Origin of the sequence: Kordiimonas marina (genome assembly GCF_023006325.1) — a bacterium.
GTDB lineage: Bacteria > Pseudomonadota > Alphaproteobacteria > Sphingomonadales > Kordiimonadaceae > Kordiimonas > Kordiimonas marina.
Genome location: NZ_JAINDF010000002.1, coordinates 570115 through 593987 on the forward strand (window position 1 = coordinate 570115; position 23873 = coordinate 593987).

24 protein-coding genes are annotated in these 23873 nt (G+C 61.7%); 12 read left to right on the plus strand and 12 right to left on the minus strand.

The window, feature by feature from the left end; translation table 11 throughout:
- Window positions 1–157 precede the first annotated feature (157 nt).
- The 3 genes from betI (at window position 158) to K6118_RS05950 (ending at window position 4489) form a co-directional block, all read left to right on the plus strand.
- Entirely contained in the window at window positions 158–742 is a 585-nt protein-coding gene (gene betI, locus K6118_RS05940; protein ID WP_247119308.1) for a choline-binding transcriptional repressor BetI, read from the plus strand.
- Between the two features lie 255 nt (window positions 743–997).
- A complete protein-coding gene (locus K6118_RS05945) occupies window positions 998–3325 on the plus strand; it encodes a TonB-dependent receptor domain-containing protein (RefSeq protein WP_247119309.1) in 2328 nt (775 codons plus the stop codon).
- A 63-nt stretch (window positions 3326–3388) separates the two neighbouring features.
- Window positions 3389–4489: an alkaline phosphatase D family protein gene (locus K6118_RS05950; RefSeq protein ID WP_247119310.1), complete on the plus strand. Its 1101-nt coding sequence runs from the start codon at window positions 3389–3391 to the stop codon at window positions 4487–4489.
- 199 nt (window positions 4490–4688) lie between these two features.
- On the opposite strand, the gene K6118_RS05955 is transcribed toward K6118_RS05950, so the two are convergent.
- From K6118_RS05955 to K6118_RS05970, 4 genes are all read right to left on the minus strand, one after another.
- Window positions 4689–5849, minus strand: coding sequence for an alkaline phosphatase family protein (locus K6118_RS05955; RefSeq protein WP_247119311.1), 1161 nt, complete (start codon window positions 5847–5849; stop codon window positions 4689–4691).
- Between the two features lie 152 nt (window positions 5850–6001).
- On the minus strand, window positions 6002–6676 hold the full coding sequence (locus K6118_RS05960; protein WP_247119312.1) for a nitroreductase: 675 nt from the start codon (window positions 6674–6676) through the stop codon (window positions 6002–6004).
- Window positions 6677–7022: 346 nt separating this feature from the next.
- The gene (locus K6118_RS05965) at window positions 7023–7835 is read right to left on the minus strand and encodes a ferredoxin--NADP reductase (protein WP_247119313.1); all 813 of its coding nucleotides are present in this window, start codon (window positions 7833–7835) and stop codon (window positions 7023–7025) included.
- A 327-nt stretch (window positions 7836–8162) separates the two neighbouring features.
- Window positions 8163–8585: a MarR family winged helix-turn-helix transcriptional regulator gene (locus K6118_RS05970; RefSeq protein WP_247119314.1), complete on the minus strand. Its 423-nt coding sequence runs from the start codon at window positions 8583–8585 to the stop codon at window positions 8163–8165.
- A gap of 86 nt (window positions 8586–8671) precedes the next feature.
- Between K6118_RS05970 and K6118_RS05975 the strand changes: the two genes are divergently transcribed.
- Entirely contained in the window at window positions 8672–9250 is a 579-nt protein-coding gene (locus tag K6118_RS05975; RefSeq protein WP_247119315.1) for a class I SAM-dependent methyltransferase, read from the plus strand.
- A 22-nt stretch (window positions 9251–9272) separates the two neighbouring features.
- Here K6118_RS05975 and K6118_RS05980 read toward each other — a convergent pair whose 3' ends face one another.
- Window positions 9273–10964 carry a monovalent cation:proton antiporter-2 (CPA2) family protein gene (locus K6118_RS05980; RefSeq protein ID WP_247119316.1) on the minus strand — a complete coding sequence of 564 codons (1692 nt, stop codon included), beginning with the start codon at window positions 10962–10964 and terminating at the stop codon, window positions 9273–9275.
- Between the two features lie 91 nt (window positions 10965–11055).
- Window positions 11056–11637, minus strand: a complete 582-nt coding sequence (locus tag K6118_RS05985; protein ID WP_247119317.1) for a glutathione S-transferase family protein — start codon at window positions 11635–11637, stop codon at window positions 11056–11058.
- A 220-nt stretch (window positions 11638–11857) separates the two neighbouring features.
- On the opposite strand from K6118_RS05985, the gene K6118_RS05990 reads away from it, so the two are divergent.
- Together K6118_RS05990 and K6118_RS05995 are read left to right on the plus strand one after the other, a co-directional pair.
- Window positions 11858–12346: an RrF2 family transcriptional regulator gene (locus K6118_RS05990; protein WP_247119318.1), complete on the plus strand. Its 489-nt coding sequence runs from the start codon at window positions 11858–11860 to the stop codon at window positions 12344–12346.
- Between the two features lie 99 nt (window positions 12347–12445).
- Complete coding sequence (locus K6118_RS05995) at window positions 12446–13558, plus strand: SMP-30/gluconolactonase/LRE family protein (RefSeq protein WP_247119319.1); 1113 nt, start codon at window positions 12446–12448, stop codon at window positions 13556–13558.
- An 11-nt stretch (window positions 13559–13569) separates the two neighbouring features.
- Here K6118_RS05995 and K6118_RS06000 read toward each other — a convergent pair whose 3' ends face one another.
- Window positions 13570–13938: a hypothetical protein gene (locus K6118_RS06000; RefSeq protein ID WP_247119320.1), complete on the minus strand. Its 369-nt coding sequence runs from the start codon at window positions 13936–13938 to the stop codon at window positions 13570–13572.
- 158 nt (window positions 13939–14096) lie between these two features.
- Between K6118_RS06000 and K6118_RS06005 the strand changes: the two genes are divergently transcribed.
- Complete coding sequence (locus K6118_RS06005) at window positions 14097–15269, plus strand: pyridoxal-phosphate-dependent aminotransferase family protein (protein WP_247119321.1); 1173 nt, start codon at window positions 14097–14099, stop codon at window positions 15267–15269.
- A 73-nt stretch (window positions 15270–15342) separates the two neighbouring features.
- On the opposite strand, the gene K6118_RS06010 is transcribed toward K6118_RS06005, so the two are convergent.
- The 3 genes from K6118_RS06010 to K6118_RS06020 form a co-directional block, all read right to left on the minus strand.
- On the minus strand, window positions 15343–15531 hold the full coding sequence (locus K6118_RS06010) for a hypothetical protein (protein ID WP_247119322.1): 189 nt from the start codon (window positions 15529–15531) through the stop codon (window positions 15343–15345).
- A 123-nt stretch (window positions 15532–15654) separates the two neighbouring features.
- Window positions 15655–15870: a helix-turn-helix transcriptional regulator gene (locus K6118_RS06015; RefSeq protein ID WP_247119323.1), complete on the minus strand. Its 216-nt coding sequence runs from the start codon at window positions 15868–15870 to the stop codon at window positions 15655–15657.
- Window positions 15871–15872: 2 nt separating this feature from the next.
- Window positions 15873–16364 (minus strand): hypothetical protein, encoded by a 492-nt coding sequence (locus tag K6118_RS06020; protein WP_247119324.1) that lies wholly within the window; start codon window positions 16362–16364, stop codon window positions 15873–15875.
- Window positions 16365–16573: 209 nt separating this feature from the next.
- Between K6118_RS06020 and K6118_RS06025 the strand changes: the two genes are divergently transcribed.
- A complete protein-coding gene (locus K6118_RS06025; RefSeq protein WP_247119325.1) occupies window positions 16574–17218 on the plus strand; it encodes a glutathione S-transferase N-terminal domain-containing protein in 645 nt (214 codons plus the stop codon).
- A gap of 6 nt (window positions 17219–17224) precedes the next feature.
- Here K6118_RS06025 and K6118_RS06030 read toward each other — a convergent pair whose 3' ends face one another.
- On the minus strand, window positions 17225–17662 hold the full coding sequence (locus tag K6118_RS06030) for a hypothetical protein (protein ID WP_247119326.1): 438 nt from the start codon (window positions 17660–17662) through the stop codon (window positions 17225–17227).
- Window positions 17663–17664: 2 nt separating this feature from the next.
- Window positions 17665–18789, minus strand: coding sequence for a fatty acid desaturase family protein (locus K6118_RS06035; RefSeq protein WP_247119327.1), 1125 nt, complete (start codon window positions 18787–18789; stop codon window positions 17665–17667).
- A 302-nt stretch (window positions 18790–19091) separates the two neighbouring features.
- Between K6118_RS06035 and K6118_RS06040 the strand changes: the two genes are divergently transcribed.
- The 4 genes from K6118_RS06040 (at window position 19092) to K6118_RS06055 (ending at window position 23736) form a co-directional block, all read left to right on the plus strand.
- Window positions 19092–20009 carry a glutaminase gene (locus tag K6118_RS06040; RefSeq protein ID WP_247119328.1) on the plus strand — a complete coding sequence of 306 codons (918 nt, stop codon included), beginning with the start codon at window positions 19092–19094 and terminating at the stop codon, window positions 20007–20009.
- A 177-nt stretch (window positions 20010–20186) separates the two neighbouring features.
- On the plus strand, window positions 20187–22082 hold the full coding sequence (locus K6118_RS06045; protein WP_247119329.1) for a hypothetical protein: 1896 nt from the start codon (window positions 20187–20189) through the stop codon (window positions 22080–22082).
- A complete protein-coding gene (locus K6118_RS06050) occupies window positions 22079–23278 on the plus strand; it encodes a hypothetical protein (RefSeq protein WP_247119330.1) in 1200 nt (399 codons plus the stop codon). The genes K6118_RS06045 and K6118_RS06050 overlap by 4 nt, the downstream gene beginning before the upstream one ends.
- Window positions 23278–23736, plus strand: coding sequence for a hypothetical protein (locus tag K6118_RS06055; RefSeq protein ID WP_247119331.1), 459 nt, complete (start codon window positions 23278–23280; stop codon window positions 23734–23736). The genes K6118_RS06050 and K6118_RS06055 overlap by 1 nt, the downstream gene beginning before the upstream one ends.
- Window positions 23737–23873: the final 137 nt, after the last annotated feature.

Genomic DNA, 23873 nt, shown 5'->3' on the forward strand with positions numbered 1-23873 from the left:
GGCAGTGTGTCATAAAAAGGGGGCGCCTTACCAGCCGGGAACCGCATGGAGGGGGCGCCCACGCGCAAGCCGATTGACCCCGTCGCCGCATTATGGCAGCAGAGGCAGGCACGTTCCTGGCCCATCCGGGGGCGTCTATCAAGAAAGGTCACTGCCTGTGCCGAAAGTCGGGATGCAGCCTATCCGGCGTCGCCAGCTTATCGATGCCACCATCCGCACCATTGCGCGTGTCGGCTATCCGGATGCCACGGTGGCGAAGATCGCCAAGGACGCGGGGCTGTCGGTCGGGATTATCTCCCACTATTTCGGGGGTAAGCAGGCGCTGCTGGAGGCCGCGATGGCGCAGGTGCTGTTTGACCTGCACACAGCCTTCGTCGCCCGGCTTGAGGAAGCGGAAACCCCGCGGGCGCGGCTGAGCGCCATCATCGCCACCAATTTCGATGACGACCAGTACCAGCCGGAAATCGTCCGCGCCTGGCTGGCCTTCTGGGCGCAGGTGCCCTTCTCGCCGGGCCTGGCCCGCCTGCAGGCGATTTACAGCAACAGGCTTCTGTCCAACCTCCGCCATGCGCTTCGCGCGCTCGGGCCGGGGGTGAATGTTACAGCCGCGTCGGAGCTGGTCGCCTCGCTGATTGACGGATTCTGGCTTCGCTCCGTGGTGACCGAGACCCCGCCCACCTTGCCGGAAATCCGTGCGACTATCGAAAAAGTCGTCGACCACTGTATTTCCGATTTGGCGTAAGCCGACCGGGTCTTATTGACTGAATTGTCACTAATCCTTTGACTTAACACGCTTTACGCGCTTCCCGCCTTGCGCGTGCGCCCCAGCGCGCCTGCCTCCTGTCAGGGAAACTTCCTCGAAGACTCATATTTCTGTCACTGAACCGTAATGGTTCCGGGGCATTAAGACGGCTGCATGATTTTTGTTGAATGAATGTTCAATAAAAATTGGCAGCAATTTTAGCAATTCAAGGGCGCAGATATTATGACAATCGATATGAAAAAAGTGCTGCTGGGGGCGTGTAGCGTTTTCGCCTTCGCAATGACAGCACACGCGGAGGAAGCGGCCACTGTAGCAAGTGCTGACACGGCTGATAGCAATCTCGAGGAAATTATCGTTTCCGCTCGCAAGACCACCTACGCGAACAACGCGACGGACCAGGTCATGCTGGAAGCAACGCCGGACGCATCGAGCGTTCTGGCCACGGTCGATAAACTTCCTGGTATCTTCATTTCCGAAGGCGGCACCTTCGGTTCGGATGACTGGTCCACGACCATCTCGATCCGCGGTTTCAACGTTGGCCTTTCCGAGCAGCAGATCGGCATGACCATCGACGGCCTGCCGAACGGTAACTCCAACTATGGCGGCGGTGCCAAGGCCAACCGTTATCTCGATAACGAAAACATGGAACGCGCCGAAGTTTCGCAGGGTACGGCTGACATTTCTTCGCCGTCGCACGAAGCCCTGGGCGGCACCATCAACTTCATCAGTAACGATCCGACTGAAAACCAGCGCTTCTGGGCCGGCATCAGCGCGGGCCAGAACAACGCCCAGCGTTACTTCATGCGCTACGACACCGGTGAGATCTTCGCCAACACGCGCGCTTACTTCTCCTACTCGCACCAGAACAACGATGCCTGGATCGGCACCGCTGGCGGCACTAAGCGTGACCACGCCGCGTTCAAGATCGTATCCGAGCAGGACCAGTGGAAATTCACCGGCCGCCTGTCCTGGGATGATGCCTGGGAAAACAACTACCAGCGTATTTCGCTCGATCAGTTCAAGAAGGACCCGAACTGGGACCGCCTGACCGACACCATCACCGGCATCCCGTATGTCGACCAGGTTTACCGTCCGGGTTGGGGTACGCTCCGTACCAACTGGTTCGCCTATGTGAAGGCTGAATATAAGGGCGACAACCTCGATGTAACCGTCGCACCTTACTACCATGACAACTGGGGCCGTGGTGACTGGACCCCGCCGTATCTCGTACAGGTTGCCGGCGGCACCCAGCAGGCTGACGGCGCCATCTATGGCGGTAGCGCTGTGGGTTCCTACACCTACACCGACCCGAGCGGCAACCCGATCGCGCCGATCGACGGCTGTACCGCGACCCTGTCGTTCCCGTATGGCGGCGGTTCGCCGGCCAACAACCCGGCCTGTTACCCGGCTGGTTCGCTGCCGGTTGGCTCCTACCGTCACACCAACTACGGCAAGACCCGTATCGGTGTAACCGCGGACGCCGCTTATCACCTCAGCGACACCAACACCCTGCGTGCTGGTCTGTGGTGGGAAAACAGCGATCGTCACGAATACCGCACCTGGCACAAAGAAATCGACCCGACCGTCGGGATCGAGTTCGAATACACCGAATACTGGCGCCAGTATGACCGCAACTTCAAGACCAACACGCTCATGATGTATGCGGAAGACACGGCCGAATTCGGCAAGCTGCAGGTTCGTGGTGGTGTGAAGAAGTTCCTGGTTGACCTGACCCGGGTCGACAACTTCGGCAACGATGCCAACCAGGGCCTGAAGTCCAACTCCAAGCTCCTGTTCACGGCCGGTGCCATCTACAGCGCCACCGACAACATGGATGTGTTCGCGGGCTTCTCGCAGAACTTCGCCGCCATCAAGGATACGGTAATCGAAGGCCGCGCCAGCGTGACCAACCCGAACATCCCGGATCTTCAGGGCGAAACCGCAGACAACTATGACTTCGGTGTCCGTTTCTCGAACGCTGCCGTCAAGGCAACCGTGACCGGCTACTACATCAAGTTCAACAACCGCATCACCTTCGTCTCCGCAGGCGACGGCACCACGGGCGTTGACTATCTTGAAGTTGGTCAGGGCACCTACCTGAACGTTGGCGGTATCGAATCGAAGGGTGTCGAAGCCAGCCTGTCGGCCGACTTTGCCAACTACTTCAACTTCTACAGCTCGCTGACCGTCAACAGCTCCAAATATACCGAGACCACGGCCCAGGTCGTTGCCGGTAACAAGGTGGCCCTGTCGCCGGAGTTCCAGTTCGTCGGGACGCTCAGCTACCACAAGGACGGTGTCCGTGCCGGTCTCTCCGGTAAGCACGTCGGCAAGCGTTGGGGCGATTTCGCCAACACGCAGCGCCTGCCGTCCTTCACGACGTTTGACCTGTGGCTCGGTTACACGGTGGCGCAGAACGCCATTCCGGGTATCGACACGATCGACCTCAGCCTCAATGTCACCAACCTGACCGACAAGCGGTATCTGGGTGGTGGTACGCCGGGCTCCTACTTCATCGGCGCTGGCCGTGAAGCGATCGCAAGCCTGACGTTTAAGTTTTAAGCCTCCCACTAAGGGCGGGTGCCTCCGGGCGCCCGCCTCTTTTTCTGTTTAGGGGACACGACCATGATCAACCGCCGTACCACGCTCAAGATGATGGGTGCCGCAGGCGCGCTCGCCACTCTCGGGGGCCCGCTTGGCGCCCAGGCCGCCACCGGCGTTCATAATGCCGACAAGGGCACGCGGCTTCAGCGCATCCTGTTTGGCTCCTGTGCGCATCAGGACAAGGACCAGCCGATCTGGACCCCGATCAATGCCATGAATCCCGACCTTTTTATATTCCTCGGTGACAATATCTATGCCGACACGCGCGACATGGATGTGATGGCCGAAAAATATAAAAAGCTCGCCCGCAAGCAGGGCTTCCAGGACCTGATTGCCAAGACCCCGGTCATCGCCACCTGGGATGACCATGACTATGGCGAAAACGATTCCGGCTTCGATTATCCGATGAAGGAACCGTCCAAGGCCCAGTTCCTGGATTTCTGGGATACGCCGAAGAGCAGCCCGCGCCGCCGCGCCGATGACGGTGTCTATATGTCCTATGAATATGGCCCGGCCGACCAGCGGGTGCAGGTGATATTGCTAGACCTGCGCTGGAACCGCACGCCGCTCAAGGCCGTCAGCAAGGCCGAAGCCAAACGGCGGGACCAGATGGCCTTCGGCCCCTATCTGCCGCAAAGCGGGCCGGGCATTACCATGCTGGGTGAAAAACAATGGGCCTGGCTTGAAGGTGAGCTCCGCAAGCCCGCCAAGGTCCGCATCATCGGTTCCAGCCTGCAGTTCATCTCCACCTTCCCGGGCTGGGAAGGCTGGAGCCTGTTCCCCGGTGAACGCCAGCGCATGATCGACCTGATTAACCGTACGGGCGCGGAAGGTGTGCTGTTCATCAGCGGTGATACCCACTGGGCGGAAATCTCGCTGCAGGATACCCATGTCCCGTACCCGCTTTATGACTTCACGTCCTCGGGCCTCACGCAGACCTGGTATAACATGAGCCCGAACGTCTACCGGATGCCCGGCTGCATGTATACGGACGTCAATTTCGGCATCCTGGAGATCGACTGGAACGTGCCCGACCCGCAGATCGTGATGCAGGCGCGGGACGTGAACGGCAAGCCGGTCTTCGAGAAATCCATCCTTCTTAGCGAACTTTCGCGCCGCTAACCTCCCCGGGGTCCTCCCCCCATATAGAGCGGCGCGCGCCGTGCCTGTGTCTGGCGCAACCAGGACAGGGCAAGGTGAATGGCGGGGTCCAGTGTCCGGACCCCGCCATATCTATGTCTGCGGTATTTTGGGAAAGGAAGGAACAGGCCGGACGGGGAGAGGCCGCCCGGCCTTAAACGCTGGGAGTTTTTCGCAGGCCTTACTTAGCCGCGCCCAGCATGGTCAGGACCGGCTTGCCCGCCTTCAGGGTCGCATGGTCGGATTTGTAGTTCTTGTAGCCAAGGAAGCGTGCCGCTGTGGCCGCCATCTGGCTTGAGGTTACCTCACCGCCGGAGATTTCGCCCAGCGCCGGGGTGTCGGGGCCAAGGGCCGCCATCCAGATCTGGCCGTCGCCCGGGAAGTTGCTGATCGCCTTGGTGCCGTCCGCCTTGGTGTAGGGGAAGTGGCCATGGCTGCGCCAATGCTCCAGCGTGTCGCCACCACGGCCGTGGTCACAGGTGATCAACAGCGTGGTGTGGCCGGCGTAGCGCGGGTCGGACTGCAGCCATGCCCACAGCTTGCCGATGAATTTGTCGGCGCGGTGTGCGGCATTGGCATACTGGTCATAGAAGCCTTCGTGGGCGAAATCATCGGTTTCGCCAAGGCCGATAAAGACCATGCGCATCTTCTTGTGGCGAAGGGCGGCACGGGCGAAGCCCATGGTGAAGGCGTCCAGGCGCACGGTGTCCCACGGGCTGGGGATGTCAGCCTGAAGCTTGTCCAGCATCGCGACTTCCTGGTCACCGTTGGCGGGGTAGGGTTCGAAGCCCGCGTTCACCGGCACGCCCGAACGGCCTTCATTGATGATGAAGGGGAACACGTCCCACGAGCCGAAAGCGGCGACCTTGCCTTTGTTTTCCGGCTTGTGAATCAGCCATTCCAGCACGGTGCGGTTCGGGTTCAGCACCTTGTCGTTGCTGTTGACCCGCGGGTCCGGGATACCGGTCAGGATCTCGCTATAGCCCGGGTAGGAGAAGTGGTACGGGTTGGTGACATGGCCTTTGCTGCCCTTGTCGCGGTTGCCATAAAGCTGGCCCTGTTTCGCGATCACGGACCAGAAGAAAGGCATCAGCTTCTGCCGGCGTTCCTCCGGCGTTTTGCCGCCATAGTCACGCTTGAAGTCGGCATGAGTGTCTTTGTAGGCCATATAGTTCATATGGTCGAAGAAGGCCGGGTCCACGCCCCGGAACACTTCCTGCCAACGCAGGCCGTCGATGGTGACAAGAACCACTGTGTCAGTAACGGGTTTCTTGTCGGCAGCAGTGGCCGGCACCGACAGGGCGGTGAAAAGAAAGATGAATACGCTTAAGGCTTTACGCACGGTTTTACCCCATGATGTTCGTGTGATGGGAATGCCGGCAGAGAGCTCGGCAGAATGGGGTGAAGTCTGCCGCCGTTTGATGACAGTTCAGTGTCGGAACAGGAATTATTTTGAACAAATGTTCAATAACCGGGTGTTGGGCTTAGCCCCGCTCAGAAACCGTGGAAGCTGGTGAAGTCATCTACCTCGACCCGGTCGGTGCGCAGGCTGTTGATCGGCGCGTCCTCATCGGCATAGCCAAGCGCCATGCCGGCATAGAGCATCTGGTCTTCGGGCAGCTTCAGGAAATCGCCCACGGTTTTCGGCAGCACCGACCAGGCTTCCTGCGCGCAGGTGGCCAGCCCGCGTTCCTGGGCGAGCAGCATCACCGTCTGCATGAACATGCCCATATGTGCCCACTGCGGCCGCCCCATGCCGCGGTCGATACAGAAGAACAGTCCCACAGGCGCGCCGAAAAAGCCGAAATTGCGGGAGAATTGCATCAGCCGCGCGGGTTTGTTGTCACGGCCGATGCCGATGGTGGCATAAAGGTCCTCACCGTTTTTGAATCGACGGGAGCGATAAGGTTCCCACAAGGCCTCGGGGTAGGGGCTATAATCACCGCCTTCACCCATCGGATTTTCGCTGAGGACTTTAAAGACGCGCCCGAGAAGGTCGCTGAGCGCGTCGCCCGTCAGCGCATGGACGATCCAGGGCTGGAGGTTGCCACCGGACGGCGCGTAGCGTGCGATATCCAGGATCTCCCGCACGACCTCAAGGGGCACGGGCGTGTCCTTGAAGGCGCGGATGGAATGGCGGCCCCGGACGGCCTCGGTCACGCTGGTCATCTGATTTATCCCCCTGTTGGCAGGTCTTTCCATAAGCTTAGCCCGCGCACGCCCGGCGTCAAAGCGCGGCTGCGAGATGCGCGTATGTCGGGTGAAAATCCCGGCATGGGCGGCATCTTGTTTCAGTTCCTTGAATTATTTGTGACCTGACGGATGCCTGATTGACTGCGGCTGTCCCGCGGCTACTATCGCGTTGTTTCTAAAAAGCATCTGACTCATCAGCCGCAGTCCTCCTGCGGCTTTTTTTTGCCTGCATACCAGAAGTCTGCACGCCAGTCCCAGACAGCGAAAAGGCGCCGCCCGGGGGTAGGGCAGCGCCTTCTCTGATCGCGTTCCAGTGCGGCGGTTAGCCGACGAACGCTTTCTCATAAACATATTCGGCGGGGGCCGCGTTCGAGCCTTCGCTCAGGCCGAACTTCTGGCACAGCTCGCGCGTGTCTGCCAGCATGGCGGAGGAGCCGCAGATCATCACACGGTCACGCGCCGGGTCGAAGGACGGCAGGTCCAGGCTTTCGAACAGCTGGCCGTTTTCAATCAGCGTGGTGATGCGGCCGTGGCGGAAGTAGGGCTCGCGCGTGGCGCTGTCGAAATAATTCAGCTTGCCGTCCACCAGTTCACCGAGGAATTCGTGGTTCTTGGTCTCGGTCACCACCTGCTTGCTGTAGGCCAGCTCCGCCACGTGGCGGCAGGTGTGGGTGACGATGACGCGGTTGAACTTCTCATAGGTTTCCGGGTCGCGGATGATGCTGGCGAACGGCGCGAAGCCGGTGCCGGTGGAGAGAAGGTAAAGGTTCTCACCCGGCGTCAGCGCGTCGAGGACCAGCGTGCCCACGGGCTTGCGGCCCAGCATGACGGTGTCGCCCGGCTGGATTTTCTGCAGGCGGGACGTCAGCGGTCCGTCCGGCACCTTGATCGAGAAAAACTCAAGCTGGTCGTCCCAGCTCGGGCTCGCGATCGAATAGGCGCGCATGATCGGCTTCTTCTCACCCTCAAGGCCGAGCATGACAAACTCGCCGGAGCGGAAGCGGAACCCCGCCGGGCGGCTGATGCGGAACGAAAACAGTGCGTCGGTCCAGTGATGGACGGAAAGCACGGTTTCATAAGTCGGGCCGGTGGCGGAGGCGGGCTGGCTTTGGGCCAGGGTCTGTGTCGTGGTCATAAACTACTCCGTTACGGGACCGGGAGCTGCTCAGGCGACAGGACTTCCGGGAAGCAAGCGGGTGATACCACGGCTCCTATGCTAAGTCACCAGCATTTAATCTTAAGGATGAGGAAAAATATTTTTTATAATGCATTAATTTGAAAAATTATTCTCATTAATGCGAGTATGGGGATTGGATTTAGGAAAAAGCCACTGTTATGCGGTTGGCGCAACGCTGGGCTGTCGTGGGGGCAGGTGCGGCCACGTGCCTCATGACCTACCCGCTGGAGGGGGAAAGTCAACTGCTTTTGTCGTGGCGTGGGACCTTGTGCCGCGGGAAAGGGCTCAGCCGTCTTTCGGTAGCGCCTTCTGGAGGAGGGTGACGACCTTCTGGGCTTCATCAGGTTTGAGGTCGAGGAAGAAGCGTTCGGCCATCTGGACGCGCAGCTTGGCAATGTCGCTCACCGCCTGTTCGCCCTTCTTCGTCATCGCCACATGGTTGGTGCGCTTGTCGGTGGCGTCCTTTTCCCGCCGGATATAGCCGTCCGCTTCCAGCCGTTTGAGCGCACGCCCGGCGTTGCTGCGGTCGATCAACAGTCCGGCGGACAGCTTGTCCTGCGTGGTCTTGCCGCCCGCTTCATTTAGGAGGGTCAGGAGCCGCGCCTCGGTATGGTTGAGGCCAAGGACGACGAAGGACCGTTCGGCAGCCTGATAGCGCCGCCTGGCCAGCGTGCCGATCATGTCGAAAAGCGTCAGAAAACTGTCCATGTCCCTATTCCCCACCTTGACAATACTGCCGTTCTCTATAAATATGCGTGCGCACGCATATATTGTCAATCAAGAAGGTGGCGAAAATGGATAGAGAAGAAATGGGCGCACTCCTGAGCCCGATGTTTGGAAAAATCGCGCATGATGGTGACCTTGTTCTGAAGGCGCTGAACTTGCCCAAAGATGCCGCGATCCTCGATGTCGGCACCGGTGCGGGCACCTTCGCCATCTTCCTCGCCTCCGAAGGCTTTAATGTGCTGACCGGTGAGCCGGAGACCGATACCTCCCACTATGCGGGCAAAGACTGGGCTTCGAACGCCGAGAAGGTCGGCCTCAGGGACAAGATCCGCTTTCAGGCGTTCGACGCAGGCGCCATGCCGTTCGCGGACGGGGCTTATGACGCCGTCTTCTTCTTCGGGGTGCTCCACCATATCGATGAGGCCATCCGTGCCGATGTGCTGAAGGAAGCGCTGCGCGTGGCGGGCAATAAAGGCTCGGTCGTCTTCTTCGAGCCGCGGCAGGAAACGCTGGAAAAGCTGTGGACCACCGACCCGGACCACCCGCTGGCCGCCAACCCGGCCGACTATCTGCCGGGTAAGGATGTGAGCGAACAGAAGCTCGAAGGCCAGATGATGAATATCTATATCTACCGGAACGCCGCCTGACTTCAGGGTGCTCTCGCTGGGGCTATTTGGCCCCGGCTTCGCCTTCAAGCGCGCGATAGTCGCTTGCCCGCAGGCTGTCCAGCAGCGTCTGGACAGTGTCTGCGTCCGCCCCGCCCGCGCGGGCGACCTCCGCCCCCAGTTGCAGGCTGGCCTCCAATGTTTCCGGCACCGTGTGGCTGGCCCCGCGGGACAGCAGGTGTTTGGCCGTGCGTACATCATGAGCACGGGCATGAACCGGCAGGGCCGGGAACTGGGTGCGGGCGGCCTCCAGCGTGTGTTCCACCGTTTTCGGGTCCCGCATGGTCAACACCAGTAGCGCGGCGTTCTTGGCCCCCACGGCATTGAGAATTTCCGTCCGGCTCGCATCGCCATAATAGGCGCCGATGCCGAGCGCGCGGGCGCGGGCGACATTGTCGGGGTCCAGGTCGATCGCGGTGGCGGGCAGCCCCAGCTCCTTCAGCATCCGTGCCACGGTTTCGCCGACCCGGCCAAAGCCTGCGATCAGCACATGGCCGTCGCGCTCGCCCGCTGCCTCCGGGGCGGGGACGGGCGCGGCCCTGGGGGCCAGCCGCTCCGCGAGCATCACCAGAAGCGGCGTCACGGCCATGCCGAGCGCGATCACGGCGGTGAGGAGGTCGGTCAGGTCTGTGGTCATCACGCCTTCAGCCTTGGCATAGGCGAACAGCACGAAGCCGAATTCCCCGGCCTGCGAGAGGAGCGCGCCGGCCTTGATGGCGTCCGGCAGGGTCAGCTTGCTCAGTCGCATCAGCGGGGTGACGATGACGGCCTTGAGGACCAGCAGCACGGTCAGCAAGGTCAGGATGGTGCCGGTGTGCACCGTCAGCACCCGGATATCGAGCCCCATGCCGACCGAGATGAAAAACAGGCCGAGGAGAAGCCCGCGGAAGGGCTGGATATCCAGCTCAATCTGGTGGCGGTAGGCGGAATCGGCGAGGAGGACCCCGGCGAGGAACGCGCCCATCGCCATCGACAGCCCGGCGTGTTCCATCAGCCAGCCGAAGCCCAGTACCAGAAGGAGCGCCAGCGCGGTAAACACCTCCGGCGTGCGGCTGGAAGCCACAAGGCCGATGACCGGGTTGATCAGAAGCCGCCCGCCGATGATGGCGGCGGCCAAGATCGCCACCGATTCCAGAAACGCGAGCCCGAGCGACATGCTGAGGGTAAACTCGGCATGGCCGAGCGCGGGCACGAGCGCGAGCAGCGGCACCACAGCCAAATCCTGGAACAGCAGCACGGAGAAGCTGGCGCGGCCCCACTGGCTGGAAAGCTGGCCCTTGGTCGCCATCAGTTGCACGCCAAAGGCGGTGGAGGAGAGCGCGAGGCCAAAGCCGATGATCACCGCGGGGCCAACCCCAAGGCCGAGGCCGAAGGCGGCGAGCAGGGACAACAATGCCCCGGTGATCAGAAGCTGCAGGCTGCCAAGGCCGAACACATGCCGCCGCATCACCCACAGGCGGGAGGGTTTCAATTCCACGCCAATCAGGAACAGCAGGAACACCACGCCGAACTCGCCAAGATGCGCGATGCCTTCGGGGCTTTTGATCAGGCCGAGGCCGAAGGGGCCGATGAGGGCGCCGCCGACCAGATAGCCGAGGATGGCGCCGAGGCCGAGGCGGCTGAACAGCGTGGCGGCGGTTACAGCCACAGCCATCAGGCTCAGGATTTCAATGAGCAGCGTGTCACCGGGCATCATGGGCGGACGGGGGCCTCCTTCCCCTAAAGGTCAGGTTCCCCACCAGTGTGCGGTCTCCCCCACCGGAAGGCAAGGGAATGCGGTTTGGCCTCTAGCTGATACCGATCTCCGCGTGGCAGCGGTCGACCCAGGCTTTCACATTGGCCCGTCCTTCAAGGCTGAAGCCGCCTTCGTGCGCGAACTGGGTGTAGGCGAGAAGTGCTATGTCGGCGAGGGTGAAGCCGCTGTCGGTCAGCCAGTCCTTACCCTCGAGCGCGTCTTCCATGAGGTCGAGCGCCGCGTTGCCGCGCTCCACGCGCCAACCGTCCAGCTCATTGAACGGCTTGCCGAGATATTTATGGTGGAAGCGGCAGACGGCGATATAGGGCTCGTGGCTATATTGCTCCCAGAACAGCCATTCATCGACCTTGGCGGCGGCGAAGGCATCGTCCGGCAACAGGCGGCTGCCGCGCGCCAGGTAGCGGATGATGGCGTTTGACTGCGCCAGCGTGCGGCCGTCATCCAGCTCGATCATCGGCACCTGGCCCTGCGGGTTCTTGGCGAGATAGTCGGGCGTGCGGCTGTCACCCTTCAGGACGTCCGCCTCGACCCATTCGTAAGGAATGCCGAGCAAATCGGCGGTATATTTCACCTTCAGGCAGTTGCCTGAAATCATGTCGCCATAGATTTTCATTATGGGGTTTCTCCGTCGCTGTCGCCCTCAAAAAATACAGGGGCGCGCGGGGGCGGGCAAGCCAGCGGCAGCACAAGATTTTATGCCGATGATGGATCAGGTCAGGTTGTGTGATGGGCGGGCATGGATATGATGTCGCACCTGCCTATCTCCGGACAAGATTTGACCCTATATTTGTTTGGGATTGACCCGGTAGCTGTATGAGGACTATAGCCGCGCCATGAAACTCAATGAAGGCATCGAATGGGGCATCCACTGCTGTGGCCTTCTGGCGACCCTGCCGGAAGGGGCGGCGCTGCCCACCACCAAGCTGGCTGAGTTTTTCGACCTGCCGAAGGACTATCTGGCCAAGCATCTGCAGCATCTGTCCCGCGCGGGGCTGGTGAACAGCAGCCGTGGGCCCGGGGGCGGTTACAGCCTTGCCCGCCCGGCGGACAAGATCCGGCTTCTCGATATCGTTGAGGCGATCGACGGCAAGGGACCGAGCTTCCGCTGCGCCGAAATCCGCCGCCGTGGGCCGTCCGCTGTCGGCAGTGAATGCTACCAGAAGGACTGCTGTATCTCCCGTGCGATGCTGAGGGCCGATGCCGCCTGGCGCCAGTCGCTTGCGTCCGTCACGCTCGCCACGCTCTGCGATGAGTCGAAAGAGGACATGCCGTCCGAGCAGTTCCAGAAGGCCCAGGCCTGGATCGAACAGGAAGTCGGCTAAGCGCTTCCCGGGCTTCCCGCTATCTCCAAGATTGAAGAGTGCAATTCTGCCTCACCTGTCATACGCTTGTAAGGCTTATGGCAAACGGGGAGGTGTGTGATGGCTGGGAATAAACGCATCAAAGGCGGCCGGGTCGCCCGGCGCTGGGTGATCGGCATGGCGGCGGTGGTACTGGTCGCCGCGGGCTACGCCTATGACATGATGTCGGACGCCGGGGTCTTCCGCACGCTCCACCCGCACTTCTCAGGCAAATGCACCGCGATTGGGGGCGTGGTCGGGGTGGAGGACATCACCATCGACGGCGGCGGTATCGCCTATCTATCCAGCCATGACCGCCGCCTTTGGATGAAAACCGGCAAGGCCGACGGCGCGATCTACCTGTACCGCGCCGGCAGCCACGCTGAACCGATCAAACTGCCGAACGATTACAAGAAGCCATTCCACCCGCACGGGCTGAGCCTGTGGAAGGGCCGCGACGGCGCGCCGGACCGGCTGTTCGTCATCAACCACCCGGAAGAAAGCCAGAAGGCGATGGACCCCAGCACCATCACCTCCCAGGTGGAGATTTTCGACATCCGCGACGACGGCCTCCATCATATCCGCACGATGAAGCCGGATGAGAATTACAGCCTCAATGACGTGGTCGCCGTCGGGCCGGATACCTTCTATGCCTCCATCGACAAGGGCAGCCTGTCGGCGATCGGCAAGAAGCTGGAGCTGTGGGGGCGGCTGCCCAAGGGCGGCATCGCCTACGGCACCATCAACGGCATGCGCTTCCTCAAAGACGGGCTGACCTACGCGAACGGCATTCAGGCAAGCCGGGACGGCAAGTGGATATTCGTCTCCGAAACCACGGGCCAGCGCGTGCGTGCCTATGCCCGCGATGCCGAAACCGGGGCGCTGACGGAAAAAGCGTCGGTGGATATCCCGTCCGGCCTCGACAATATCGAACTGGCCGATGACGGCACGCTCTATATCGGGGCACACCCCAAGCTGTTCGCCTTCACCGCGCACGCCAAGGACCCGGCCAAGCGCTCGCCCTCGCAAGTGTGGAAGGTCAGCTTTGACGGCAAGGCATTCGGCAAGCCCAAGGAAGTTTACTTGAGCGACGGCAACCCACTGTCGGGCTCCAGCGTCGCGGCCCCCTATAAAGGCGGGATGCTGATCGGCGGGGTGTTCGACCCGCTCATTCTGGATTGCGACGCCCGGTAAGGGCAGGCTAGTTATACGGCCGGGTAGGCGGCCTTGATTTCGCCCATGCGGGCGCGGGCGGCGGCCAGCCAGTCGGCGTCTTCCTCGGCCTGCTCGGCAATTTCACCGGCCTGGTCGCTGCCGTTTTCCTGCGCGATCATGTCCCACGCGGCGGCTTCGACGTCAAAGTCCCACGCTTCGGCCTCCTCGCCGAAGGTGTCTTCTTCAAGGTCGGTGCACAGATAGAAGGCGACCATGGCCTGCGCGTCAGCATACCCTTCGCGGGCGAGGGTCAGGAACGCGCGGAAGGCGGCCACATGGTCCTGCGCCACATCCTCCCCGTCCATCAGTTTTTCGGCGGCCTCGAAGCGGGCGGTCTGGTCCTCAAGGGTCTTGGTCACCGGCGTCTCCTCTGTCCGTTCTATTCAGTCTGGCTGGCCACCTTATGGCCAAGCTTGCCGCCTTTCGCCATAGAAAAAGTTCCATTTGCCATCATATGCCCTATATCTGCTGTTCATATATTCATGTGAAGCCAATTTCCTTTGAGCCGGAGACGACGATGCAATCTTTCCATCCGCCCCTGCGCACCCTGATGGGCCCTGGGCCTTCTGACGTTCACCCCCGCATTCTGGAAGCCATGGCACGGCCGACCATCGGCCACCTCGACCCCGCTTTCCAGGGCATGATGGAGGAGCTGAAGGAAGGCCTGAAGGCGCTGTTTAAAACCGAAAACCGGCTGACCTTCCCGGTCTCCGCCCCCGGATCGGCGGGCATGGAAACCTGCTTCGTCAACCTGGTGGAAGAAGGCGACACCGTCGTCGTGATCAAGAACGGCGTGTTCGGCAACCGCATGTGTGAAAACGTCACCCGCGCGGGCGGTGTGGTCGTTGAGATCAACGTCGAGTGGGGCAAGGCGCCGGACCCGGCGGTGGTCGATGCCACGCTGAGCGACCATCCGGAAGCCTGCATCCTCGCCTTCGTGCACGCCGAAACCTCAACTGGCGTGCTGGCCGATGCCGCCGCCCTGTGCGCGATCGCGCAGAAGCACAAATGCCTGACCATCATGGACGCGGTCACCAGCGTCGGCGGTGTGCCGGTGCTGATCGACGAGTGGGGCGTGGATGCGGTTTATACCGGATCGCAGAAATGCCTGTCGTGCGCGCCGGGCCTGTCGCCCGTGTCCTTCTCCGAACGCGCGCTTGAGCGCGTGCGCTCCCGCGCCACGCCGGTGCATAGCTGGTTCATGGACCTGTCGCTCGTCATGGCCTACTGGGACGGGCAGGGCGGCCGCAGTTACCACCACACAGCCCCCGTGAACGCGCTTTACGGCCTGCATGAATCGCTGGTCATGCTGTTCGAGGAAGGGCTTGAGGAAGCGTGGGATCGCCATGCGGCCATGCATAAAAGCCTCGCCGCCGGGCTTGAGGCCTTGGGGCTTGAGTTCCTGGTTGCCGAAGATATCCGCCTGCCGCAGCTGAATGCCGTCAAGGTGCCGGAAGGCGTCGATGAAGCCAGCATCCGGGCCTACCTTCTGGACGCCCACAATCTGGAAATCGGCGCCGGGCTCGGCCCGATGGCCGGCAAGGTCTGGCGGATCGGCCTGATGGGCACCAGTGCGTGCGAGAAGAACATCGACCTGTGCCTGACCGCGCTTGCCGATGCGCTCACCCGCCATCAGCATCCGGCGGATGCCGCCAAGGCGCTTGCCGCCGCCAAGGCTGTTCGTGGTTAAGACTGGGCGCGGCTGAAGATAAAAATTCTCTGAAAAGAAATGGGGCCACCCTTTGCCGGGGTGGCCCTTTTTCTTATTTGCCGCCTTTGTGGAATAGCCGCCGGAACAGGCTGCGCTTACACCTGCTGCCCCGGCTGGTGACCAGGAAGCTGGTGAAGCCCATGGCGAGGATCAGCATGAACATGTCGTCCTTGTGCCCGCTTTCCCGCATGAGATAGGCGGCGATCAGCATGGCGGTGGCCCATATGAGGGCGACTGCCACATTCCTGCGACCGGAGGGGGATGGTTTTTGGCCAGAGGGTTTTTGGCCAGATGTTTTTGGGTCTGTCATGACTCGGGTCCTTTCTTGGTTTTATTGGGTTTGGTATCAGCTTCAGTATCAGCTTCAGGCGGCGTCTTCGGGCAGGGAGAAAATCTCCTCCACCGGCACGCCGAAATGCCGGGCCAGCTTCAGCGCGATCACGGTTGAGGGCACGAAACGCCCCACTTCGATGGTGCTGATGGTCTTGCGGCTGACACCGATGGCATCGGCCAGTTCGCCCTGGCTCATGCGGTGTTCGGCGCGGAAAACGCGGATGCGGTTATGGAGCTCATCCGACATGCTCAGCCCTCCAGCGCGTCGTCGTCTTCGTCATCCGTATCGCGGGTGAGGAAGAAGTAAGCCGCGGCGAGTGAGCCGATGCACACCGCAACGGCGATATTCAGGAAGAAGGCGGCGGGCAGGTCCTGCAGGGCCTTCTGCGTGACCAGCACCATCACCAACAGCGTGACGAAGGTGATGGCGAAGGCGCGGGCCGCGGCTTCCTTGAACATCTGGCTCAGGAACCCGTCCGACTTGATGCAGACGCTCGGGTCGCTCCGGCGCAGGCGGAAATAGCGGAAAAAGGCCGGGAACAGCAGAAGGACGATCATGAGGCTGATGGCGTTGTTGCCCCAGCCGATCCAGTGCGAAACCTTGTCGGAGACCAGATACTGCACGGCATTGCCCGCGTGTTTGAGCGCCAGAAGCGCCACGCCGATGATGGTGCGCTGCATGAACTGGTCGACAACCTGTGCTGGGTTTACGGGCTTTTTCTCGTGCTTGCTCTCGGGCATTGCTCGGGTCCTTATCTGATCCGTTTGGGTTCCATAATGTAACCTTTAGGTATCAAATAGGGTAATATATTGCCCATGTCAAGAGGGTCGCTTCACGGGCGGTGCACGTCCCGCACAGCAATGTGATCGCCCGTAAGGCTTGCGCTTGACGCCCACGGGGGCGATTTCCTACCGTGCGGCATAATCATAGACACGAGGGAGAGAACGCCATGTCCGTCATCCAGCTTTATTCACTCGGCACGCCGAACGGCCACAAGGTGCATATCGCACTTGAGGAAATGGGCCTCGCCTATGAGGCGCACAAGATCGACATTGGCGCGGGCGACCAGTTCACGCCCGAGTTTCTGGCCATCAACCCCAACAACAAGATCCCGGCGATCACCGACCCGGACGGGCCGGACGGCAAGCCGATGAACCTGTTCGAATCCGGTGCGATCCTCCTATATCTGGCGGAGAAAACCGGCAAGCTGCTGCCCGCCGACCCGCGGAAGAAATGGGAAGCCATCCAGTGGCTTTTCTTCCAGATGGGCGGCGTCGGGCCGATGTTCGGCCAGCTCGGCCATTTCTTCAAATACGCCAGGGACAAGTGTGACCACCCGTACCCGGTGGAGCGTTACACGAACGAGGCCAAGCGGCTGTTGGGCGTGCTGGAAAAACGCCTGGAGGGCCGGGATTATATCGTCGATGAATATTCCATCGCCGACATCGCCATCTTCCCGTGGGTCAACTGCCTGGAGGAATTCTACGGCGTCGTGGAACAGGTGGATCTGTACAGCTTTGGGAACGTTGAAGCCTGGCGCGCCCGCTGCAACGCCCGCCCCGCCACCATTAAGGGCCGCGCGCTGTTCAGCTAGGAAGGCTCAGGCGGAAAGGCCTTGCCACGCCCGGCGGGTGCCAATCAGGTAGGCGAGGCCGTAGCCGAAGCAGATGGCGGAGCTCCAGATCCAGAAGGGCGTTACCGGGCCGAGCGCGAAAAGCCACAAGCCCAGGGGTGCCAGGCTGCGGATCAGGTAAACGGCGGTGATGGCGGTGAGTGCGGTGCGCATAAGCGGCAGCCGCCTGATCAGCCCCGCGCCTGCGAAAGCGTAAGCCGCCCAGGTGAACAGCACGCTGGCGATGAAGACCGTGACGATGGCGGGGTAAGGGTCACCCTTGGCGGCCATTTGAGCCATCTCTTCGCCGGCACCGAAGAAGCGGTACCAGTCCGGCCCGCCGAAAATAACCCCGATATGAAGAAGCGCGGCCAGCGCGCTCAGGGCCCCGGCCACAAGGAGAGGTCGGTTCGCCCGCGCCGTCATCGTCAGCCCTTGGCTTGCGCGGCTTTGGCCTCATGCCACAGCCGGGTGAGCGCGACCCACAGGTTCTTGCGGCTGGCGGCGAGGTAAAGCCTGTTGTCCGGCAGCTCGGCTTTCAGGCGTTCGTGGGCTTTCTCAAGCTGGTGGTAGGGCATGCCCGGGAACAGGTGGTGTGTGGCGTGGAAGCGGAGGCCCACCGGCGCCCACAGGGGCGTGATGTAACGGTTGCCCGGCACGTCGACACTGTCGAGGAATTCTTCCTGCTGGGTCATGCGGCGGTCACCCGGGTTCCGGTAAGCATGGGCGGCCAGCGTGCGCAGGCCATTCAGCAGCAGTACCAAAAAGGTCATCACATACCAGACGCCGAGGAAGGCGACGGGCACGATGCCAGCGTAAATCAGCCCGAGGCCGAGGAAGGCATAGGCGGCGGCGCCCAGGTCCTGCAGGAACCAGCTTTTGCCCTGGCCGGGGCGCGGCGCCGGACGGTCATAGGTGAAGTCGATCACCAGTGACGACAGGTGCCGCCACATGAAGGTGCGCACCGGCGGCACGATGCAGGCGATCAGGAAAATCACGGTCGAGCGCACCAGCAAAAGCGCCGGGGTGATGGCGGTGCCCGCAAGGAAAGCCAGGATCTTCCACGGCTTGTCCACCGCGAACGGCAGATACTCGCCATCTTCCTTGGTGCCGTAAACCTGCGGCTTGTGGTGGTCGATATGCACATCCGTGTAGCTGTAGGACGGCACCAGCATCGGCATGCCGCAGGTGGCGTTCCACACGGCGCGGAACAGGCCGAAAGTGTTCTTGCGGAAGTGCGCCAGCTCATGAATGAAAATCACCGCCCGGTACATGGCGAGGGTGGCGACAATCATCGCGGCAATCTGCAGGAGGGACAGGAACGGCGCCAGCGTCGCGGTGACGATGGCGGCCCAGCCGAGCGTGCAGCTGATCAGAAAGTCAGTCCAATAGATACGCGGGTTCGGCTGCCACAGGTCCTTCACCAACCGGCGCGCTTCCCTGAGCGGAAAGTCAGCCGCGTTGATGGCGCTGGCATCCGTGTTCGCTGCGGCTTTGGGGTCGGCTTTTGCCTTTTGTCCGGTTTCCGGCATGTCCATGGTCAGGTTCTGCATCTGTCTCAAATGTCTTTGGGGCGGGCTGTGCCGCGCCGATTTCTTACCGCCTCTAGTGCCACATTCGGGCCGGTCAGGCAAAGCCTGAATAGGACGGCGGGGCCTTGCGGCCCTTGATTTCGCTCAAGTGTCGCGCTTTTGCCGCCAAGTTTTGGCAAAAATAAGGTCAGCCCCGCACAATGCAAGGGTCTGGGGCGCATATGCCGCACCACTTCCCCACTTTTCTTTTGGGCGGGCGGGGCATAAGGTGACCGTCCTTTTGGCCCCGGGTTATGGGGCGTATGTGACGGACGGTGACAAGCGTGACGGACTATCAGGGCGTTCTGGACCATATCGCCGAGGCGGTTCAGCCGCACTTCGGCAAGGGCAAGGTGGCGGATTATATCCCGGCGCTGGCGTCTGTGCCTGCACGCAAGTTCGGCATGGCCGTGCGCACGACCGAAGGCGACCTGTTCGTGACCGGTGACGCGGCCGAGCGCTTTTCGATCCAGAGCATTTCCAAGCTGTTCATGCTTGAGCTCGCGCTCCAGCACTTCGGCGACATGGTCTGGACCCGCGTGGGCAAGGAACCGTCGGGTGACCGCTTCAACAGCATGATGCGGCTGGAGCATGAAGCCGGTATTCCGCGCAACCCCTTCATCAACCCCGGTGCGCTGGCGATCACCGACCTGATGATGAGCCTGAAGGGTGACACAAAGTTTCGCATCCGAAACTATCTCCGGTTTCTGGCGATGACGGACACGGTGGACAGCAATGCGGACGTGGCCGCGTCCGAGCTGGCGCACGCCCATGTCAACCGCGCGCTCGCCAACCTGATGAAGGGCTACGGCAATATCCACGGCGCGGTCGACGCGCTGATGGCAACCTACTGCTATCAATGCGCGATGGAGATGAACTGCGCCGAGCTCGCCACTGCGGCGCTGCCGCTTGCGGGCGGCGGCTACTCCGCGCTCCATGACGCGGCGGTGATTTCGGCGAGCCAGGCCAAGCGCATAGGGGCCGTGATGCTGACCTGCGGCATGTACGACAGTGTCGGCAGCTTTGCCTACCGGGTCGGCCTGCCGGCGAAAAGCGGGGTCGGCGGCGGCATTGTCGCCATCGTGCCGGGCAAGATGGCCATCTCGGTCTGGGCGCCCGAGCTGGACGCGTTCGGCAACTCCTACGTCGGCACCCATGCCCTTGAGCTGTTCACGAACCTCACCCACACCAGCATTTTCTAGCATTTTCTAGCATTTTCCCCATTCCACCGGCGCATCTATGGGCGGGCTGCTTTCGCGGTGCGCGGGCGTTCGTGTCCTATCTGCTTGAGAGGATTGAGACTTACTCCCGGATAATAATACATTGAGCACGTAATGGTTGTATGGTAAAGCTTATGCTTCCACTGGCTGGGGGCTGCTATGACAAAAAAAGACGCTCAGGAACCCACCGCACGCACCGGTAAAAAGAAAGGCGAGGCCAAGGCCGTCAGTGCCGAAGCCGATGCCCTGGAAGCTGCGACCAGCGAAGCCTCAGACGCGCTATCGAATGCTGAATCGGATGTTGCGAGACGCGTCAGCCGCGTGGTTGAAGGCGTTCAGGCGCGGGACCGCGCCGCCGCCGGGCAACAGGCCGGTACCGGGAAGACATCCGAAAACCCCACAGGTAACCAGGATGCCGGCAGTAGCGCCAGCAGCGGCGGCACAGCGTCGGCGGGGACGCCCCCTGCCGGGCCAGCGCCGGGAACCCCGGCGGATAAACAGACGCCAAAGGGGCGTCCGGGCCCCCGCCAGGGGGCTTTCGGCAGCAGATGGAACGCGCTTGCCCTTTATTTCTCCGACCCGTTCAAGGGGGTCGCCTGGCTGATGGGGGGCTTTGGTGTCCTGACCTTCCTGTATGTGATGGCGCACCTCTATTTCCCCACTGAGCTGCAGAAGGATTGCTGGTACAGCAATGTCGGCGAGGAGAAAGCGACACCGGCTGACGGTAAAACCCCGGACAAGCGGTTGAAGCCGCCCACGCGGGCCGAGGTCTGCAAGGGGAAGGAGCCGGCGATTTACCCGTCCCACGCCGATTTCATGACCGTGATTTTCGACACCAACCGGCTTCTGGGCTTTTTCTCCACCGAACAGATCAACAGCATCAAGGGCCAGATTGACGCCTATTTGAGGGATCAGCGCGACGCGGCGCTGGAAGCACGCGCGGAAATCCTGGGATCGATCGCCGACACGGCGGCGCAGCTTGGCGCGCTTTCCGGCCCCGATGTACCGTCGGTTTCCCTGTCGTCCGCCCCTGGGATGAAGAAGGCGGCGACCCTGCCGACCTATGAATATCCGCTGCCCCCCAAGGTGCTGAGGATGCTGGTTGCTTCTGGCTCCGGCACGCGGACGCCCGCACTCAATGCCGCGCTGGCGCAGACCAACCTCGACAATGTGACCCACTGGCTTCTTTATGTGGCGGCCCGCTACGGCGTGACGGTACCCAACTGGGACAAGCGTGGCCTGTGCTATGGTGGCGGCTGCACCGGCTTGTGCGTGTCAATGATACCCAAGGATATGGGCGCTGCCGCCCAGTCCGTGACGGCGGCGGAAGGCCCAAGTGGGGCCACGCACCGGCAGGTCACGGCGGACAGGCTGATCTATGAAATCCAGAATCTGTCGCACCTGTGCCGGCGCGAACAGACGATCTGGTCCAATGCCCTGTCGCTTGCCAACAATTTCGGCGACAACCTCGGCTTCGGCTGGCTGCATCTGGACAGCGGCTGGTGGGTGGCTGAATTGATTTTCCTGTCCTGGGTCGGCGTTATCGCCAACACGCTGGTGGCGATCCTCACGTCCATGCGGGCGCAGCGGACAGGCGGCGGCAACGGGTATGACCCGCAGATGTTCCTGATGATCCTGCCCAAGCTCGTGCTCGCGCCGATCATGGCGATCGTGGTGGCGGCGCTGGTCGTCGCCGGGCTGACCGACGGCGGCATATCGCTCGCCAACGCCAAGATGTTCCTGGTGTTCGGCTTTATCTCCGGCTTCGCCAGCGAACGCTTCACCACCCTGGTGCGGGCCGCCATCTCCCGCCTGATGCCGCGGCTTGAAATATCGGAAGACAAACTGAAGGCCCAGACCCGCTGGGTACCGCCCCCCAAAAGCCCGGGCCAGGCGCGGACAGTGGCAGAGCTGCGCGGCATCGTCCGCCAGACGGCGACCGAAAGCGCCCGCAATATCATGAAGGTCAGCACCGCGACTGTCGGCAAGGCCGCGCCCGACGCCAGCGCGGGGACAAAGACGGCACCGGCGGGCGGACAAGGAGGGGTATCATGATGCATCGGCAGAAACACATAGTTCGCCATGAGGCGCACCCACCGGCCGGAGCATCCGCCCATGCCCCCAAAGGGCGGCTCCGGCTGGTTCCGGTGCTTCTGCTGACGCTTACGCTGACAGCCTGCGCCGGGCGCCAGGATGCGGTGCAACTGATGTCCAGCCTGTCGGACACGACCGAAAAAGCCGCGGACGCCACGACCAAGATCCACAAGGCCTACACCGATGAGGTGGCGAGCCATATCGCCGCCAGAAAGGCCGCCCTGTCGCTGGAAAAACTGCGCCAGGAGGCGGTGATCGGCCAATATAAGGCGCAGGTGGATGCGACGTTCCAGACGGCGAAAAGCCAGCTCATGAGCGACTATGCCGACTTTGTCGCCTCGGTCGACCAGATGTCGGACAAGGCCGTGATCGATATCAAAACCAAAATCCCCGGTATGATGAAGCCGCTGGGGGATGCGTTCCAGGCGCTCAATACCGCCGCCGTGAAGGCCAAGAATATCGCCGATACTGCCGGGGTTGACCGCACGGCGCGCCGGTCTGAAGCCCTGCTTCTGGCGGTGAGGGCATCGTTCGCGGCATCCGAATATAACCGGATCGAATATGAAGGCTTCGCCAACGCGCTTGACCAGTTGGCCAAGGAAAAGGCCGCCATCCTCGCCCAGGGCAAAACCATCCGGGACCAGAAGCTGCAGGACCTGACGGCTGCGCGCGACCGCTGTAACACGATGCTTGACGCCATGAAGGCCCCGCCGCCGATCGGGCCTGACCCGGAAGTGCCGGAAGAAGCGTTCTCCGCGCTTCAGAATTATCTGGCCAACGTGGAAACCGCGGCCAAGGCGATGCAGCGCTATATGGCGGAAAACAGCTTCAAAAGCCGGTTCATGTCGATCGCCTCAGCCTTCCTTGGCGGCGTGCGCAATGCCGCGATCGGTACCATCACGGGGCAGGGCAATCCGGTGGACTGGAAGTCCTTTATCGGGAGCGGCAAAGGCCTTGCCGATATGGCGCTCGCCAGCGTGAAATCGGAAGCCCAGAATGTGGTCGATGGCGCCAAGTCGGTCTGGAGTTCCGAGAAGAACAAGGCCGCGGGCCAGATCGGCACCGCCGTCAAGGCCGCGTTCGAGGACCGGATAGACGAATGGACCAAAAAGAACGGGGCACAGACGGCGCCTACAACCGGCGCAGGAGGTAACTAATGCCAGTCAGGATCGACCAATCGCTCATCGACGCCTATATCCCCGATGACCTCAAGGACGTTATCAGCCAGGTGGAAACCCATGTCTCTGACGGGGTGGATGCCGCGATCGACCAGTTCCGGGACAGCATCAATGCCCGCGCGGAGCAGTTCGCCAAAGGCACCTATGACAAGGATTTCGAGGCCCAGCTCGATAAGATCAAGGCCGATGCCAAAAACCAGATGCAGGCGACACAGGAAACCTTCAATACCATCAAGGACCAGCTGACGGCCCTGAAGGCGGCTGTGAGCGCGGCGGATGCATCCGGCGCCACCCTGTCCGCCAGCGTCGAGGAGCTGAGCGCGAACGCCGCCAAGCTTGAAGCCGCGCTCCAGGCGATGGATGACAAGATCAACAATTTCGCAAGCCAGGGCGGCCGCCTTGTGGTCAAGGGACTGACCGGCCTTTTGCTGGGCTGACGGGCAGCGGTTTCAGTTCCGGTCTTGGCCCCGCTTTTTGCCTTGTTTCCGAGTTTTTCCAGCCTCTTCATACCGGGGATTCAAATATCCGTGCAGCTTCTGGCTTGAAGCTTCGCGCGGTCGGCCTACCTGACGGT

Excerpts from the sequence above, each read along its gene's own strand:
- K6118_RS05945 (WP_247119309.1), top strand. The coding sequence starts at position 998 with ATGAAAAAAGTGCTGCTGGGGGCGTGTAGCGTTTTCGCCTTCGCAATG.
- K6118_RS05950 (WP_247119310.1), top strand. The coding sequence starts at position 3,389 with ATGATCAACCGCCGTACCACGCTCAAGATGATGGGTGCCGCAGGCGCG.
- K6118_RS05960 (WP_247119312.1), bottom strand. The coding sequence starts at position 6,676 with ATGACCAGCGTGACCGAGGCCGTCCGGGGCCGCCATTCCATCCGCGCC.
- K6118_RS05965 (WP_247119313.1), bottom strand. The coding sequence starts at position 7,835 with ATGACCACGACACAGACCCTGGCCCAAAGCCAGCCCGCCTCCGCCACC.
- K6118_RS05970 (WP_247119314.1), bottom strand. The coding sequence starts at position 8,585 with ATGGACAGTTTTCTGACGCTTTTCGACATGATCGGCACGCTGGCCAGG.
- K6118_RS05975 (WP_247119315.1), top strand. The coding sequence starts at position 8,672 with ATGGATAGAGAAGAAATGGGCGCACTCCTGAGCCCGATGTTTGGAAAA.
- K6118_RS05980 (WP_247119316.1), bottom strand. The coding sequence starts at position 10,964 with ATGATGCCCGGTGACACGCTGCTCATTGAAATCCTGAGCCTGATGGCT.
- K6118_RS05985 (WP_247119317.1), bottom strand. The coding sequence starts at position 11,637 with ATGAAAATCTATGGCGACATGATTTCAGGCAACTGCCTGAAGGTGAAA.
- K6118_RS05990 (WP_247119318.1), top strand. The coding sequence starts at position 11,858 with ATGAAACTCAATGAAGGCATCGAATGGGGCATCCACTGCTGTGGCCTT.
- K6118_RS05995 (WP_247119319.1), top strand. The coding sequence starts at position 12,446 with ATGGCTGGGAATAAACGCATCAAAGGCGGCCGGGTCGCCCGGCGCTGG.
- K6118_RS06005 (WP_247119321.1), top strand. The coding sequence starts at position 14,097 with ATGCAATCTTTCCATCCGCCCCTGCGCACCCTGATGGGCCCTGGGCCT.
- K6118_RS06015 (WP_247119323.1), bottom strand. The coding sequence starts at position 15,870 with ATGTCGGATGAGCTCCATAACCGCATCCGCGTTTTCCGCGCCGAACAC.
- K6118_RS06020 (WP_247119324.1), bottom strand. The coding sequence starts at position 16,364 with ATGCCCGAGAGCAAGCACGAGAAAAAGCCCGTAAACCCAGCACAGGTT.
- K6118_RS06025 (WP_247119325.1), top strand. The coding sequence starts at position 16,574 with ATGTCCGTCATCCAGCTTTATTCACTCGGCACGCCGAACGGCCACAAG.
- K6118_RS06030 (WP_247119326.1), bottom strand. The coding sequence starts at position 17,662 with ATGACGGCGCGGGCGAACCGACCTCTCCTTGTGGCCGGGGCCCTGAGC.
- K6118_RS06035 (WP_247119327.1), bottom strand. The coding sequence starts at position 18,789 with ATGCAGAACCTGACCATGGACATGCCGGAAACCGGACAAAAGGCAAAA.
- K6118_RS06045 (WP_247119329.1), top strand. The coding sequence starts at position 20,187 with ATGACAAAAAAAGACGCTCAGGAACCCACCGCACGCACCGGTAAAAAG.
- K6118_RS06050 (WP_247119330.1), top strand. The coding sequence starts at position 22,079 with ATGATGCATCGGCAGAAACACATAGTTCGCCATGAGGCGCACCCACCG.
- K6118_RS06055 (WP_247119331.1), top strand. The coding sequence starts at position 23,278 with ATGCCAGTCAGGATCGACCAATCGCTCATCGACGCCTATATCCCCGAT.